Annotated in this window: 15 protein-coding genes; all 15 read right to left on the bottom strand. The window is 58.4% G+C overall.

Features of this window, described 5'->3' with window-relative positions:
- Positions 1-219: 219 nt before the first annotated feature.
- Positions 220-2,013: a DUF2075 domain-containing protein gene (locus HMPREF2860_RS01875; RefSeq protein WP_210386741.1), complete on the bottom strand. Its 1,794-nt coding sequence runs from the start codon at positions 2,011-2,013 to the stop codon at positions 220-222.
- 1 nt (position 2,014) lies between these two features.
- Positions 2,015-2,338, bottom strand: a complete 324-nt coding sequence (locus HMPREF2860_RS01870) for a nucleotide pyrophosphohydrolase (RefSeq protein WP_070628517.1) — start codon at positions 2,336-2,338, stop codon at positions 2,015-2,017.
- Between the two features lie 7 nt (positions 2,339-2,345).
- The gene (locus tag HMPREF2860_RS01865) at positions 2,346-3,254 is read right to left on the bottom strand and encodes a copper transporter (RefSeq protein ID WP_070628516.1); all 909 of its coding nucleotides are present in this window, start codon (positions 3,252-3,254) and stop codon (positions 2,346-2,348) included.
- 89 nt (positions 3,255-3,343) lie between these two features.
- Complete coding sequence (steA, locus tag HMPREF2860_RS01860; RefSeq protein ID WP_070628515.1) at positions 3,344-4,528, bottom strand: putative cytokinetic ring protein SteA; 1,185 nt, start codon at positions 4,526-4,528, stop codon at positions 3,344-3,346.
- Between the two features lie 25 nt (positions 4,529-4,553).
- Positions 4,554-6,293, bottom strand: a complete 1,740-nt coding sequence (gene recN / locus HMPREF2860_RS01855; protein ID WP_070628514.1) for a DNA repair protein RecN — start codon at positions 6,291-6,293, stop codon at positions 4,554-4,556.
- 57 nt (positions 6,294-6,350) lie between these two features.
- Positions 6,351-7,349 (bottom strand): NAD kinase, encoded by a 999-nt coding sequence (locus HMPREF2860_RS01850; RefSeq protein ID WP_070628513.1) that lies wholly within the window; start codon positions 7,347-7,349, stop codon positions 6,351-6,353.
- Positions 7,342-8,181: a TlyA family RNA methyltransferase gene (locus HMPREF2860_RS01845; RefSeq protein WP_070628769.1), complete on the bottom strand. Its 840-nt coding sequence runs from the start codon at positions 8,179-8,181 to the stop codon at positions 7,342-7,344. The genes HMPREF2860_RS01850 and HMPREF2860_RS01845 overlap by 8 nt, the downstream gene beginning before the upstream one ends.
- A gap of 5 nt (positions 8,182-8,186) precedes the next feature.
- Positions 8,187-8,450, bottom strand: a complete 264-nt coding sequence (locus HMPREF2860_RS01840) for a hypothetical protein (RefSeq protein WP_070628512.1) — start codon at positions 8,448-8,450, stop codon at positions 8,187-8,189.
- 6 nt (positions 8,451-8,456) lie between these two features.
- On the bottom strand, positions 8,457-9,497 hold the full coding sequence (locus HMPREF2860_RS01835; RefSeq protein WP_070628511.1) for an HAD-IIA family hydrolase: 1,041 nt from the start codon (positions 9,495-9,497) through the stop codon (positions 8,457-8,459).
- A 121-nt stretch (positions 9,498-9,618) separates the two neighbouring features.
- Positions 9,619-10,815 carry a tetratricopeptide repeat protein gene (locus HMPREF2860_RS01830; RefSeq protein ID WP_070628510.1) on the bottom strand — a complete coding sequence of 399 codons (1,197 nt, stop codon included), beginning with the start codon at positions 10,813-10,815 and terminating at the stop codon, positions 9,619-9,621.
- Positions 10,816-10,927: 112 nt separating this feature from the next.
- Positions 10,928-11,839, bottom strand: a complete 912-nt coding sequence (locus HMPREF2860_RS01825; protein ID WP_038625607.1) for an RNase H family protein — start codon at positions 11,837-11,839, stop codon at positions 10,928-10,930.
- Between the two features lie 44 nt (positions 11,840-11,883).
- On the bottom strand, positions 11,884-12,642 hold the full coding sequence (locus HMPREF2860_RS01820; RefSeq protein WP_038625609.1) for an iron ABC transporter ATP-binding protein: 759 nt from the start codon (positions 12,640-12,642) through the stop codon (positions 11,884-11,886).
- Complete coding sequence (locus HMPREF2860_RS01815; RefSeq protein ID WP_038625611.1) at positions 12,639-13,655, bottom strand: iron chelate uptake ABC transporter family permease subunit; 1,017 nt, start codon at positions 13,653-13,655, stop codon at positions 12,639-12,641. Before HMPREF2860_RS01815 ends, HMPREF2860_RS01820 begins: the two co-directional genes overlap by 4 nt.
- A 19-nt stretch (positions 13,656-13,674) precedes the next feature.
- Complete coding sequence (locus HMPREF2860_RS01810; RefSeq protein ID WP_038625612.1) at positions 13,675-14,622, bottom strand: ABC transporter permease; 948 nt, start codon at positions 14,620-14,622, stop codon at positions 13,675-13,677.
- 39 nt (positions 14,623-14,661) lie between these two features.
- On the bottom strand, positions 14,662-15,669 hold the full coding sequence (locus HMPREF2860_RS01805) for a siderophore ABC transporter substrate-binding protein (protein WP_038625614.1): 1,008 nt from the start codon (positions 15,667-15,669) through the stop codon (positions 14,662-14,664).
- Between the last annotated feature and the right edge of the window lie 753 nt (positions 15,670-16,422).

Genomic DNA, 16,422 nt, shown 5'->3' with positions numbered 1-16,422 from the left:
AAGAGCATGTAGGTAGTAAATAATGATTTCGGAAATCAACATCTAAAACAAATTAAAGCTTCTATTAACAATTAAACAGAGAGCTACAACTCCGGTATCTCCGGTTTCAATTCCCTATTCGCTAGCCATGGAAGTCCGCCCCCTTGAAACGATTACGAACGCGAAACAGAGAAATGCCGTACTTCTTCGGCAAGTTAAATATGCCGAGACCGAACCCAGTTAATCACCCCCTATTCCAGATGCGGCAGCAGCCAACGCTTCACGAAGTTCGCGATCCACAGCATAGATATGTAGCCCGTGTACCCCTCGAGTAAGTAAGACATTAAGCTGATTCTTCAGCAGCTTTTCAGCGAACGACTGTTTCGAACCGTCTTTCAACGTTCGTTTATTCTTTACATTTGGGTTCCACGATTCAGATGGATCAAAGATAATCTTTCCATCACGGTATTTGACAGAGGGACCAATAATGACACCAGCATAGTTCAGGTCAAAACCCTGGATGGTAAAAATAGAACCAATTTCATCAATAGTTTGTGGGCGTTCTGCCCAGCTCAGCTGCAGACCTGCAGTCTTCTTCTCAGTACTCTTTTTTTGATTGTTCCATGGCATTGAAAAATCACCGACTCGAACCTGCCAGAATTCATTCTCCGCAGGTGGGCGAGCACTCGAGAACTGCCAATCATAAGTGGCTATTAACCTGGACAATCCTTCCTCTACATTCGAAGCTTTGTCCTTAATTGACTCGTAAAGCTGGTTAGGATCATCGAAAATCTTAATACTATATTTATTATCCTTCGGAATTTTATGGATAATACCGTCATCGACAAAAGAGCGTACCCACTGAATGGTATCCTCCGAAGCAAGCATCCTCATCTGAAGCTTTAAATCAATATTTTTATCGACTCGTTGCTCCATCCATTCCAAATCCGCCGGCTCCCACACCTGATTTGCGGCAAGAATCTGGTCAGGATCAAACACTGCTACCACTACATGTGCACGTTCCAGAATATCTTTAAGGTGGTTTTTACCCCTGTACGACTGTTTTCCTTGTGTCCACAGCAAATGAGCTTCGTCGATTAGAACGACATCCACCTTTTCCCCAGGATTCCGATGATTGATAAAGGATGTCGGTTTCATGACTTTAAGATTCTTAGTACTCGAAATGCCGAGTTTTTCAGCAACCTGCTGATAAACAGTAACTTGCTCATCGTGGTTGACTAGCATATACGCGTCAAGGGTCGATTTCCCAAGACGTTCTTCAATAGCTGGGAGCTTTTGATTCAAATCATAAAAAACACTGCTAAGCAATACTGTCTTGCCAGTTCCAGCAGCGCCTGAAACCATAATCAGCCTAGAGTCAGCGATTGATTGCATTTGATCTACAACTGCATTAATTATCTCAAACTTTGCATCAGACTGCTCTCTAGTTAGCTCATGGAAAGGTGATGTTTTAAAAAGTGCAGATTCGCGAATAATACGTTCAGCTGGAAATAGCTGTCGATCCAGAGCATGTAGTTTAGACCAAATCTGGGTGAAAGATTTGTCTAAATGTTCTTTGGTGAAGTAATCACCTTGCGCATTTGTTCGCGCATTCTCAGTAGCAACACTGGTCTCACTGGCAGACTTCACCGATTCGTTGCTAGGCAAGTACTGCATAAGTCGATTCTCAATATCCAGAGTCAACGACTTATTAAATAGAGAGTGCCCAATCACGTACATCTGGGTTCCAACGCCATCACGTAAATCAATCCAGAGATTTCGCTTGGAGTTAGATGCCTTTGTATCTCCCTCGAGATGCTGGGTCGTTCGCTGGACGATCGAGTTCGTTTCCCCCACATAGACTCGATACGATCCCTTGTTATCCCGCAATGAAATGATGTAGACCGTAGGGTAGTCAATAATAAAACGGCGGTAAGGAGTATCTTTACCCTTTAGCTCGTCGATGCCACTACTTGCGTAGTCGACTTGTTCAACAAATGCCCTTGGCGCTGGAAGCAGTTTTCTCTTGGTCACGTTACAACCTGTCGTGCTTAAGCGAGCTTCCCGTGCTTTTACTACGCGGATAGCGCACTTCATTTAAGGCGATTTTCTTCGCAATCGCCTCATTCGGATCGATTTCAGCCCTACGAGCCAGTAAAAGGCAGTAGCTCAGCACATCTGCAAGCTCATCCTCGAGGTCAGCTTTTTCATATTCTGCATCCCATTGAAAAAGCTCGAGCAACTCAGCAGACTCAATTGAGATCGCTTTAGCAAGATTCTCAGGAGTATGGAAAACCTCCCACTTTCTGTCAGAAGAGAACTTGAAAAGCCGCTCTACCGTTTCCCGACTAACCTCCATGTGTTTTTTACCTCTTCAACTCCCCAACAACCCCAACCTGCCCCGCAGCATCAGACACCGCGTCCACACGCTTCACAGCAGGGTCGGCACCCCAGCGTTCGTCCGGTAGAGCACTGACACCTTCACGGCCAAAGCTGTCCGTCCCCACCACAACGTGACCAGCCGCATCCTCACCAGCACCGAAGCCCTCAGCCAGCGCCACCGCCAGATCCGCAACCAAGCCAGCGCCAAACTCCGAGTCCTCGCCCTTATCAATCGCAGCGCGCGAGACAGTGCCGTGAATACCAACAATCACAATGCCAGCAGCCGGGCGGAGCGTCCCCTCGTCGTACTCGACGAACCCGCCGCCCTTCAGAGCCTCCAGCAGTAGCTTTCGGTCGGTAGCGGAAGCTCGCTCTCCCCCATCCTTATCCAGCTCCAACACCGGTGCCAACGCCTGGCCAGCCTGACGGCCTGGTTCGCGGCGCTCCGGATCTAGCTCCACATCGGCGGGCAACGAGGTAGCGACTGTGTCCTTCAACTCATCCGCGCCAGCAGAAGAGAGGAACTTATCGGTCAACTTCAACACGCCCGCATCCGGGGCACCAGCAGCGCGCAGGGTCTCGGAAACCCCTACAAGCTGCTCATCGGTGGCATCGGGAGTCGCGATAACAAGAACAGGCACATCTTTCAGTGAATCCTTGACGATCTCCCCGACGATGGGCTCGATAATGCGATTGGCTTCATCGGCACGCGCTTGCTGCGCATCAGCGCGCGCGACGGCAGCATCGCGCTCAGAGGCGGCACCGGTACCGAAATCAATGCTAGCACCAGCGGGGTTCAGCACATAAGCACCCAGCGCAGCACCTGCCGCCACACCGAGGGCAGCACCTGTCACACCGGCTGTAAACTTCCCGCTCCTGCGCTTCTTCCCCATCGCCCGTCCCTTATTCCTTTCGCCGACGCCTCGATCAGCTCGGACAGCTGAAAACTCAGGCGCTCACAATGCTCAAGATACCGCTATAACTACTTAAACAGTCCCTGGAACCACAGTGCAATAGAGTTCCAGGTATCAATTAGATTCTCGCTGACAGAACCATCGCCGGAGGTACCAGCGATAGCGAAGATCACCGCAACGGCAACGAAAATGGCCAGGATTGCCCAAGCCACACCGAAACCGCGGCTATTGACTTGGTAGAGGTCGGCGACCATGCGGCCGTCGACAAGCTTCTCCCCGACCTTCAAACGCGACAGCAGCGCCGATGGCACACCACGTTGATCCTCGTCGTGGTAGATGCTGTCGATGTTCTGCGGGGCCCCGACGGAGACGACCATGTCGGCTTCGTGATGCGCGGCGAAGACCAGCGCCAGGTCAGTGGCGGAATCGGACAGCGCCGGGAACGTCATGGCGCCAATGCCGAGGTCCTGAATGCGCTCAAGGCCGACTGCGTGACCGTCCGGGTCGGCAGGCAGAATCACGCAACCGGCGGACCGCAGCGCCTCGGAGTTGATGTTCTCTGGATCGCCGATGATGTAGTCCGGCTCGTATTTCAAGTCGAACAGCGTGTCCGCACCGGTGTCGACGCCGATGAGCAGCGGCTCGTACTCACGGATGAAGTTCTTCAGATCTTCCAGAGTCTTGCGGTGTCCCTCACCAGGGCTAACAACAACGACCTTGCGGCCACGCAGCGGCTCCGTCTCATCCGGAATGCCCAGGCCATCGATGTACAGCGGGGATTCGGTCTTGGCGAACTCCACCAAGTTGCCGGAGAGCGCCTCCAGGCGGTCGACCATGCTGGTGCGGCCCTCGTCGAAGGCGCGCTCCAGCTCGTCCTGGTCGACCTCGTCGCCCTGTCCAATCAGGCGGTCACCGTGGTAGAGCTTGCCGTCGTGAAGCCTGCCGTTCTTGCCGTCCTTGAGTTTCTCAAAGACCTCGTCGCCGACGTTCTGAACCATTTCAATGTCGGCGTCGCGCATCATCTGCGGGCCGTAATTCGGCACAAAACCTGTGGTAAACGCGCCGGTGTTCACCACTGCGGCGACCTTGGCATCAATCAACTGCTGTGCCAGTGGACGCGAGATATCCGGCGCATCAATCACCACGATGTCGCCTTCGCCCATGCGCTTGAGCGCACGCTCCAGGCGGGAACCGTCCCGCACGGTCCCCGAAATGCCAGGAAGATCTTTTTCGTTCCGAGAGAACAGACTCATGGCACTTAGTGAAACATAAGTGCAGCTACTTGGCCGCGAAGGCGCGCCGAGCTTGATCCAGAAGATCTTGGGCATGCGCCCGCCCGGAGTCCGAATCGTCCAAACCCGCCATCATCCGCGCGAGTTCGTCGATCCGCTCCTCATCGCCCAGGCTCGTCACCTTCGACGACACCGCACCCGAGCGCGCATCCTTGCTGACCACCAAGTGGGTATCCGCAAACGCCGCCACCTGAGGCAAGTGCGTGACGACGATCACCTGGTTATTCACCGCCAACTGCTTCAGGCGCTTGCCAATTTCTACAGCCGCGCGCCCACCAACACCGGCATCGACCTCATCGAAAACCATCGTGTGTCCAGCCTGTCCTTCGGCGAGGACAACTTCCAATGCCAGCATGATGCGGGAAAGCTCACCGCCGGATGCGGATGAGGCCAGCGGGCGCGGCTCGGCACCTTCGTGGGCACGGAGCTTGAACTCGATATTGTCCACGCCAGCGGGACCAAAGGTGTCGGCCTTGGTGATCTCCACCACCAGCGAAGTGTGCGGCATGGCCAAGCCCTTGAGCTCCTTGGTCACGGCCTGTTCCAGATGCTGTGCGGCCTTTGCACGAGCCTTGGAGAGCTTCCGCGCGGTGTTACCGAGCTTCTTCTCCGCGGTCTTGATCTCCGCGGTCAGCTTGTCCAGCGCTTCGCCGGAGACATCCAACGTGGCGAGCTTGCGCTCCGCCTTATCCCGCCAGGCCAACACGCCCGCGATGTCCGGGGCGTACTTGCGGGTGAGATTCTTAATCTCCACCCGGCGCTGCATGAGCTTGTCCAGGGACTCGGTTTCCTCGGGCAGGCCAGAGAGAAACGCACCGAGACCAGCGGAGATCTCGGAGAGCTGGCTGGTCAGCTCATTGAGCTGGTTGGAAAACTCGGTGAGCTCGTCATCATTGGAGCCGGCGAGCTCGTTTGCGGCGGCACCGAGCAGTTCGGCAGCACCGGAGTCCTCGGTGGCGGCATCCATACCGGTCGTGCTCACGGCGGCGGCGCCATCGATGGCGGCAAGCGCCACGGCTGCAGCGTCACGGAGACCATCCAGGTCCTGCATGCGGCGGATCTGGGAGGCCAGGTCCTGGTCCTCATCTGGTTCGGGCGAGACTGCGTCGATTTCTTCGATGGCGAAGCTGAGTTGGTCGGCACGCATGGCCAACTCGCGGCGCTTAGAGGTCTTCTCTTCCAGTTCTTTGACCAGGGTGCGCCAGTGTGCGCGCTGCTGACGGTAAGTTTCCAGCGTCGGCGCGATGGTCTCGGCATCCATGCGGTCGATGGCCGCGCGCTGCTCATCAGCGCTTTGCAAGCGCAGCTGATCATTCTGGCCATGAATCGCGATCAGGCGCGTGGAGACATCCGCCAGCGCCGCAGCCGACGCACTGCGGCCGCCAACCCACGCACGGGAGCGGCCTTTCGCGGAGACCTGACGGGCAAGCAGGTACTCGTCATTCTCATCGCGCTCGCCGCCGAGCTCGGCGACCACAGCATCGATGGTGGTTGACTCTTCCTCCGAGAGGTGTTCGGTGGAAACGCGGCCTTCCACCAGAGCCTTGTCGGCGCCGGTGCGCACGCGGCCGGCGTCGGCACGCGCGCCACAGAGCAACTTGAGGCTGGTGACCACCATGGTCTTACCCGCACCGGTTTCACCTGTGAGCACGGTCAGGCCTGGGCTGAATTCAAGCGTCGCGTCGGGGATAACGCCGAGGTCGCGGATGGAAATCTCAGTCAGCATGGCGCCTGCAATCAGTCCTTCCCTTGAAGTTGGGTCTTGTCTGCCGTGGGTAAAATGCTATTGGGCCTCGGCGGGGCCGCGCCACCCGGACGTCGGCAAGCGGAACTTGTGCACCAGACGATCGGCGAACGGCTGATCGTCCAGACGCACCCAGCGCACCGGCTGCGCGCCGCGCTCGATTTCGATGCGACTGCCCGGTGGCATGGTGATGTTGCGGAAACCGTCGAGCACCGCGACAGCCTCGGCGGTGTCGTGGTTGGTCTCAATCGCGATGGTCGAATGCGGCGAAATCACCAGCGGGCGGGAGAACAGCGCGTGGGCGTTGTTGGGCACGACGAGCATTGCGTCGAGCTCTGGCCAGAGTACGGGACCACCTGCGGAAAAGGCATACGCGGTGGAGCCTGTCGGCGTGGAAATCAGTACGCCATCGCAGCCGTAGGAACTCACCGGGCGGCGATCGACCTCTAGAATGACGTCCAGCACGCCACGGCGGTTGACGTTTTCGATGCTGACTTCGTTCAGCGCCCAGCCGGAGCCAATTACGCGGCCGGTGGTGTCACGGACGGTGGCGCGGATGGTCATGCGGTCTTCGATACGCCAGGAGCGCTTGATGACGCGGTTAATCGCCTCCGTCATGGACTCCTGCTCCCACTCGGCGAGGAAGCCCACGTGCCCCATATTGATGCCGAGCACCGGCAGGTCAGCCGAGTGTGCAATATCTGCGGCGCGCAGGAAGGTGCCGTCGCCGCCGAGGACGAGGACGAGTTCGCATCCCGACGCCGCCTGCGGGGAATGCCAGTAGCGCGGGTATTTGCCAAGCGTTGGGTGCGCGGCCAACGCCTCCGGGTTCTTACCGGCCAGCACGCGGATATCGATACCCGCGGCCTCAAGCAGCTCGGCCGCTTCGGCGGCCATTTCCAGGTTGGCGCTACGGCCAGTGTGCGGGACCAGCAGGATCTCGCGCTTGCCCGCTCTGGTCTTCGGCTTGCTAATCCCTGAGCTGCTCCTCGCGCTAGTCGGTGAGCCGGTCGGTGATTCGGTCGGTGAGCTAGTCATTGTGCGGCCCCTCCTCGACGGCCTTAGCGATGGCCGCAGCCATAGCCTCATCACCAATATCGCTGGCGCCGCCGTCTTTCACCAGCCACAGGAAGAACTCCACGTTGCCGCTCGGACCCGGAAGCGGGCTGGCCACAGCCGCGCGGAAGGACAACCCCAGCGTGCGGGCGTACTCGGCGACTTCCTGGACAACTTCCTGACGCAGCGCATCGCTGCGCACGACACCACCGGAGCCAAGACGTTCCTTACCCACCTCGAACTGCGGCTTGACCATCGGCAGCAGGTCAGCGCCCTCGTCCAAGCAGGAGACAATCGCTGGCAGGACCAGCTTCAAAGAAATAAACGACAGATCGCCGACCATGACATCGGCCGTGCCACCGAGAATCTCCGGGGTCAGCGTGCGGACATTAGTCCGGTCGAGCACAACCACCCGTGGGTCATCCTGCAGGCGCCAAATCAGCTGACCGTAGCCGACATCGACGGCGTAGACGGTATTAACATCGCGGCGCAGACACACATCGGTAAAACCGCCCGTGGAGGCACCGGCATCCAGCACCTTTCGGCCCTTCAAGTCCAGGCCCTGCGGCTCGAAAGCTTCCAGTGCTCCGAGCAGCTTGTGAGCCCCGCGCGATGCCCAGTTCTTGTCTTCTTCCAGGCCACTGACGCGAATGGACACGTCGCCTGTCACCGCGGTCGCGGGCTTGGAGGCGACAAAACCGCCGACCTCGACTCGGCCGGCCTTAATCATGTCCACTGCCGCCTCACGGGAGCGAGCAATCTTCCTTCGCACCAGCTCCGCATCGAGCCTGCGCTTAGGAGCTTTCTTTGCCACCGCGTTCACTTTCCTTCCCTGCGTGACGAGCCCAGGGCCTCATACAAAATCTCATGCGCCCGCTCGAACTGCGCGACTCTCTCCTGCGGAGTCGGCGCGGGCGCGGATAGTGCAGCCGCAACCTGCTCCCGGACGGCCTCCGGAGTTACCTCGCGCGCACCGGGCATTGCCGCCGGGCTGGGTGCAGCAGAGGGACCCGGTTTCGGCCCCGGCACGGGACCAGACTCCTGCCCCGGCCCCTGCCCAGGCTTCGGTGCGATCTCGCTCATCAGCTATCACTTCCGCCAGGCAGCCAGCGCCGCCTCAGCAGCCGGGCCCTCTGCGCGGACCTGCGTGACCTCGACTGCGCCAGCACGACCAGCCTCAGAGTTCCACACCACATCCACGACCGTCAGCAGAGCCGCCACCGCGGCCTCCGCCGGGTTCGCCAACCGAGGATCCTCCGTGTCACCGCCAGAAAGAACGATGACACCGGCCTCCGCGTCGTCGTAACGCGCGGTGAAACCAGCCTGCGGAGCCGGACGTGCCTGATCCAGCTCACGGTTCAGCGCGGTCATATCAGCGCCAATGAGCGTCGGACGGTGCTCCGGCGGCGCCGCGACGACATCCATATGCGTGGAAACGCCCGTGACCACCATAAACGTGTCCATCTTCGCAGCATTTCCACCCGCGATGTCGGTATCGAGACGGTCCCCAATCGCCAGCGGATTCTTCGCGCCCACACGCTCCGCCGCCTTAATGAACATCGGCGGCTTCGGCTTACCCGCCGACAGCGGCGCAACACCCGTGGTCGTCGAAATCGCCGCAGCGACCGAACCATTGCCGACCAAAAAACCGCGCTCCGACGGCAGCGTCGTATCCAAATTCGACACCAGGAAGCGCGCACCTCGCGACACCGCCAGCGCCGCCTCCGACATCTGCTTCCACGTCATCTCACGGTTGAGCCCCTGGAACACCGCCGCAGGGTTGTCATCAGCAGAATCCACGAGGTTGTACCCCGCCTCACGAGCCAACTGCTTAAACGACTCCGCACCCAACACAAAAACGTTCGAGCCCGGCTCAATGACCTCCGCCGCCATCTCGATGGCCGCCTGCGCCGACGTCATCACATCGTCCGCGTGAACGTCATAGCCCAGCCCATTGAGCTGATCCGCCACCGTCTGCGGCGCACGGGAGGCGTTGTTCGTAATGAACACCATCGGCAGCGCCGCCTCGGTCAGCCCCTCCAGGGCGTTCGGAATCGCCGCGCCACCTTCGTAAATCGTGCCATCCAAATCAAGCAGAGCGGCATCATAGGAAGAAGCGACAGAAGCCATGGGGGTGCATTTCTCCTTTTACGAAATAGGAACGCTTTACGACGAATTGTAGATGCGCAGCCGGATTGCGCCAGCGGTGCGCCAGCGGTGGCTGGTTGTGCGAGCCGGACGGCGAGGCCGGTTACTTGCTCAGCTCTTCGATGCGCTCGCGAGCATCGAGCATCTGGTCGACATCAATCTTGGCGCAGCGGGTAAACCACACCTTGGCATCGTCTTTACGGCCGGCCTCCATCAGCGCATCAGCGTAGGCGTAGAACAGACGAGCTGCTTCGAAATCCTCACGGTCCGGGTTCAGATCCTGGGTCTCCAGCTCAACCAGAGCCTCATCAATCTGGCCCATATCGCGGCGGGCACCTGCGGCGACGATAGCCAGCTCAGTCTTGGACTCGTTGTCCAGCTGCTTGGCTTCCTCGGAGCGAGCCAGCTCGATGGCCTTCTCCGGGCGGCCGAGGCCGCGCTCACAGTCCGCCATCACCGCGAGCATGCCCGGACCACCGGAGATGCGACGAGCAGCACGCAGCTCCGCCAGGGCTTCCTTCCACTCAACTGCGTGGTAAGCGGCAACACCAGCGGTCTCACGAACGACACCGACGCGGCCTGCGCGGTCCTTCGCTGCGCGGGCGTGCTCCAGGGCACGCTGCGGGTCTTCAGCCATCAGGATTGCAGCCATAATCATATGACGAGCGACCTTGTCGGCGTTGTCCTTAGCTAGGCTCTTCAAATCCTGGCGCACGCTCGGGTCGAGCTCGTCTGCACGAATGTCATCTGGCAGCTTCGGCTCGTTCTTGCGGGCCTCAATGCGCTCCTCGCGGAAACCTGGGCGCTGCGGGCCGGTGCGGTGCGTACGCTTCTCATCCTGGAAGCGGCCACCACGGTTGGAGCGACGTGGCTTACCACCACGACGGTCGAAGTTGCGGTCTCCCTGGCCACCGCGTCCGCCCGGGCCGCGACGATCATTGCGGTCGCCCCGGTCGTTGCGGTTGTAACCGCGCTCGCCGCGCTCATTACGATCATCGCGATTGTTGCGGTTGTAACCACGACCGCCACGACCACCGCGTTCATTGCGGTCACCGCGGTTAAAGTCACGATCGTCGCGATCATCACGACGGAAGCCCCGCGAACCACGGGAATCGCGGTTGCCGCCATGACCACCGTGACCACCACGGCCACGACCACCTGGGCCACCGCCCTGTCCACGACGATCGTTGCGGTTGCGCCCGTTAAAGCCGCCCTCGCCACGACCATGGGAACGGTTAGACCCGCGGTTTCCGCGATTTCCTCGGCCTTCGCCGGAACGAGGACCTACGTGCTCAGCCATGAAGTCGGAGCTCCTTATATGTAATGAGTAAAAGAATTTATGTGTTTTCAGGCTACCAGTAACCCCGGATTGCCTGGTGGTCTACCTAAAAGACCAAACTTTCATACTACTGCTAAGACCTACCCACATTCCAGCCCAGCAAACGCGCGGAACCTGTGGCCTTCCCCACTGCCTGGGACAAATCCCAGACAGCCAAGCCAATCCAGCCGTCGGTAGTGAACTGCGCGGTAGCGGTGGTTCCCTCGACGCGGAGCTCATGCTCGGCATCCGAAAGCCCGTCTGGCACGGCGAGGTTGGCGCCCAGGGCGTCGTTAAGCAATGCCTTGAGGGCGCGAGCATTGCCCTGTTCAGCGCGATGTGCGGCGCGGCGGAAAACGGTGAGCGCTTCCTTGGCGGCGTCCTCGGGCATCACGGTGGTGTCGGCAGCGAGGTCAAAGAGACCCTCCTGCTCGAAGGTTGCGGTCTTGGGTTGTTTGGGCTCGGAGATAGGCGCGGCGGGCGTGGTTTTTGTCGGCACTGCATTCGCCTGTGCTGCATTCGTCTGCCCGCGACTCCCCGCGCCGGCGAAACCTGGCCCCTCGGGCACTGCGGTGCCCTTCTGATACGCAGTGGCGGCCGCGCGGGCGCGCTGATCAGCGGCCTCGTTCATGTCGTGGCCGGAGTGTCCCTTAACCCACTCGAGGTGGATATTGCGGCCGACGAGCAGCTGGTCGATGTCCTGCAAGATATCGACGTTGAGGACGGGCTTGCCGTCGCGCTTCTTCCATCCCTTGCGCTTCCACCCCGGCATCCACTTGGTAACGGAGTTAATCACGTACTGCGAATCACACAGTACGAAAAGAGGTTCGTCGGGGATGTGCGCGGTAGCGCGGAGCAGCTCGGCAAGAGCAGTGAGCTCCCCGCGGTTGTTGGTTCCCTCTCTCCATCCGCCGGCGGCCCAGCAGCTGTCGTCGATATACCAGCACCACCCGGCAGGTCCGGGGTTGTGCAAGGCGGAACCGTCAACGGCAGCAGTAATAGTCATGAGGCTAGATTGTATCGGCTGCGTGGGGCCGGCTCGGAATTGGCTTAAGAGCCGTAACAGGCGACCGGGCCGTGCGGGCCCTCGACGATGTCAATGTGAGTGTTGAAGATTGGGCTCAGAACCTCCGAACGCATCAGCTCTGAGGTTGGGCCGTGCTCAACAATCTGGCCATCCTTGACCGCACAGATGTAATCGGCGTAGCGAGCCGCGAAATTGATGTCATGCAACACCACCACCATCGTGCGACCCAACTCGCGCACTGCAGTGCGCAGGTGCGACATGATGTCGACCGAATGAGAAATGTCCAGGTTGTTCAACGGCTCGTCGAGAAGCACGTAATCCGTCTCCTGACAGAGCACCATTGCGACATACGCGCGCTGACGCTGACCGCCCGAGAGTTCATCCAGGTAGCGGCCCTGGAGCGCCTCAAGGTTGAGGAACTCGATGTACTGAGAGATGATGCGCTCATCCTCGGCGGTCAGGCGCCCCTGGCTGTACGGGAAGCGGCCGAAGCTGACTAGCTGGCGCACGGTGAGACGGGTGACGAAGTGATTGTCCTGACGCAGAATCGACAGCACCTTCGCCAGATCCTTCGACTTGGTCTTGCCCACGTTGTACGGGCCGACGTTGATGTCGCCGGAATCGACGGCCAGAAGGCGGCCAATCATAGTCAAGAGCGTGGACTTGCCCGCACCGTTCGGTCCGATCAGCGCCGTGATGGAGTTGGTCGGAATTTCCAGGTCAACGGGGCCAATTGACACCTCGCTGGTATAGCTCTTGCTTACACTGTCGAGGAGAATCATAGCCGTCCCTTCTTCAAAACGACGTAGAGGAAGATCGAACCGCCAACCAGCTCGATAATGATGGACACCACGCCCTGAGCATAGAAAACGTGATTGAGAATGAAATACGCACCGGCCAACGTGACGTAGCCGATCAGCCCCGCCATCGGCAGTACAAAGCGATGGTCATAGGTATCCGCAGCCTGGTACGCAATGGTCGCGACCAGGAAGCCGAGGAATGTCATCGGGCCGACCATAGCCGTCGATACTGCCATTAGCACCGACACCGCAACCAGCACGGTGATGGACCGAACCTGGTAATTCACGCCCAGATTCGTCGCAACCTCACGGCCTAGCGACATGACATTCAGCGCCCGCGAATGCAGCGCGATTACAACGATTGCCGCTATCACTAGCGGAATTGCCACTGGGAAAAACTCCGGATCAGCGTTGTTGACCGAGCCGAACAACCGCGCCGTCAGCAGGTCAAAGTCCGAAGGCGTCAGCATGCGCTGCATGAACGTCGATACCGAGGCCATCCCGCCACCGATGACAATGCCCACAAGCAGCATGCTGTGCATATCCGCGCTCTTCCCAGTCAGCAGCCACGCGTACAGCACCAGCGACAGCCCCACCATCAGCGTAAGCTGCAGGACAAACGCCCCAACCGAGCCGGCATTCATCAGACCCGTCGCGCCGAGGAAGTAGACCGCGGCGGTACTGATAGCCACGTACAGCGCTTCAAATCCCATAATCGACGGCGTAATAATTCGGTTATTCGCAATCGACTGGAACGCAACCGTCGCAATTGCATGACAGCAGGCAACCACAATCATGGCAATCACGGCATCAAGACGACGACGCGCAATCAGCCAAAAGCCCTCCGTGCCGAACGGCAACGGGTTGTCCCATGTGAGCAGACCCGCGGTAAACAACGTCGCCAAGCCCACCAGCACAGCAATGATAATCCAGTACCTGCGCGCCGCGGCGCCCGTGCTAAACGACGTCGTTTGCGGCCCAACCTGGTTGGCCATCGTGTGAGTTGAACTGAGATTAAGCACGACGCCGCTCCACAATCAGATAGACGAAAATGGCAGCACCCAGGATGCCGAGAATCACCGATACCGGAATCTCGAAGGGGGCGATAATGACGCGGCCAATTATGTCCGCGATCGTCACGATGGCAATGCCCACCAGGCACACCCATGGCAAATTGGAACGCAGGTCATCACCACGAAACATGGAGACGATGTTCGGGACGACGAGGCCCAGGAAGGGTAAATTGCCCACCACGACTGTGACCAGGCCTGTTGCAATCGCGATTAGTCCCGTACCCAGGAACACGATTCGCTTGTAGTTCAGTCCAACGTTGGTCGCGATATCCTCACCAAGGCCTGCTACCGTCAGCCGATCGCTGAATACGAAGACGATTGCGACCACAATGACGACCAGCCACAGGAATTCGTACTGCCCTTTATAAATATCAGTGAAGGAGCCTGCAAACCACACGCCCAGCGACTGCAGCATGTCTGTCTGCAACGCAAAGAAAGTCGAAATCGAACTGACTACCGCGCCCAGCATGATACCCACGATGGGTACGACCAGGCTCGACTTCAACGTCACTCGGCGCAAGAACAGGAAGAACACTGCCGTGCCGATGAAAGCGAAGATAATCGCGCCGCTCATCCGGCCGAGCAACGACGCTGAGGGGAAGAAATACATCACGAAGATCAGGCCAAGCCCAGCCCATTCCGTGGTTCCCGTCGTGGTGGGTTCGACGAACTTGTTGTGTGTAAGCAGCTGCATGACCAGGCCGCACATCGCCATCGCGGCACCCGAGAGCACTAGCGCAATGGTGCGCGGAATACGCGTGGTAGCGAACATCTGCCAGCCGTCGTCGGCGCCCAGGATGTCGTATTGGCCTACAAACAGCGACATAGCCACCAGGACTGCCACAACGGCAATCCCAATGGCTAATCGGGGTTCCAGTAACTTCTGCATAGAGTTGGTGAGGTACTCCTGTGACTGGCCAGAGAACTATTAGGCCTGCTCGAAGGCGTCGGCAAGCTCGTTCAAAATCTCCGTGTACGTGATGATGGACTCGTTGGTGTAAGTGTCCTCTGGGGCGTAGTAGATCTTGCCCTCCTTGACGGCCTTCACGTTCTTCAGCGGAGCAGCTTCCTCGACCACAGACTGCGCCGAACGGTACTCATCGGTACCGCGCACCGAGGTGCCAGCATCGCGGTCGAGAACCATGATGAAATCCGGGTTCGCCTTAGCGATGGACTCGGCGGAAATCTCATCACCCTGGTGATCATCGCTGGCCTTGTCGACCTCCAGTGCCGGCTTCATGCCAATCAGATCAAACAGCGGGCCGAAGGTGCGACCAACAGTCGGAGCAATGTAGCCGAGCGTGCCTCCCGACGAGTTCAGCGCCATAACCTTCACGTCCGGGTTGTAGGCCTTGCGAGCGCGCTCCAGAGCTTTGTCGAAGTCCGCGATGAGTTGATCGGCTTCCTTCTCCTTACCGAAGATGGTGCCAAGCCCCTCGGCGTGACGCTTGAGCTCCTCATCCAGCGACTTGCCCTCGCGCGGCTCGAAGTCCACGATGGCGGAGTTCGGAGCGAGCTTCTTCAGGTCGTCGTAGTACTTGTCAAAACGCTGACCGTTGACGATCAAGTCCGGGTCCGCAGCTGCAACGATCTCGAGGTTCGGCTCGCGGTGATTACCGATGTCCTGAACGTCAGGATTGTCCTTGTAGTCGGAAACCGTAAACGGGATAATCGGCTTCGGAGCTGCAGCCAGCTTAATACCCCACTGATCGAGCATCTCGAAGGAGCGGTTATCCGTTGCCACAACAGAGTCAATTTCGGCCGGTACGGTCTGCTCACCGTGATTGTCAGTAACGGTAACGGTGGATTTGTTGCCTGCAGCTGCAGACTTATCCTCGTTACCGGCATCAGTAGAACATGCACCAAGTACAAGCCCCAGGCTCGAAACAGATGCGACTACGATATTGCGAATACGGCCGGAGTTAGAACGCGCCACTTAAAGGCATCCCTTCGGTCACAGTAGGATTGTTAAACATGCGTCCGGTGGACGCGGTTACCCAATCACTAACTTAGGTAATCATTACCTGGCAAACATTAGCTTAGGGTTCCCTATTTAACAAATAAATACGTTATGAATTTGCGCAATATTTAGGGCAGGGTTCTTCCAATCGTTTAGTATTGGCTAATTTATACAGGTACTGGCCTGTTTGCAGCGATCGATAACGGGGATAACTGGCGCGCTATCGAAGGTAACCTGTGCGCTGTCGAAGCATGTTTGGACCGAGTTGGACGTAGTTGCGAATGCGTTTGTGGGTTTTGCGTGTGAACTGGGGCTGTAATTGTGATGGACGGATTGTGCACGCGATTGGAGGCCATACTTGTGAACGCGGGCAGCATGCGTGGATACGGGCTGCAAATCTGAAACTGTGCAACTTTATGACACTTTCAAGCCATTTTTCGCCCCATTTCTGTCATAAACGCAGTCAGTAACTTCGATTAGCCTTCAGCCGCCGCCATAAACGCACTCACTAGCCCCGCATCGACCCGCCCCTGACAGCCACAAAGGCAGTCAGTAACTCGCATTGGGATAAGCAGCGAAAGGCGCCAACCAGGCGATTCGCTGAGCGGACACGCTTGTGCCCATTCGCCCGGATACCCCTTACCCTTTAGTTCCTGAGAGACCGGCAAGTACGGCTTCCGCCGCCGACCGGACCAACCCTTGTTTAATGTTGTTTACTTGTGGGTAAAA

The organism is Corynebacterium sp. HMSC064E10, assembly GCF_001812505.1.
In the GTDB taxonomy this organism is placed as follows: Bacteria; Actinomycetota; Actinomycetes; order Mycobacteriales; family Mycobacteriaceae; genus Corynebacterium; species Corynebacterium amycolatum.
This window is presented reverse-complemented; position numbering and strand designations above follow the sequence as displayed.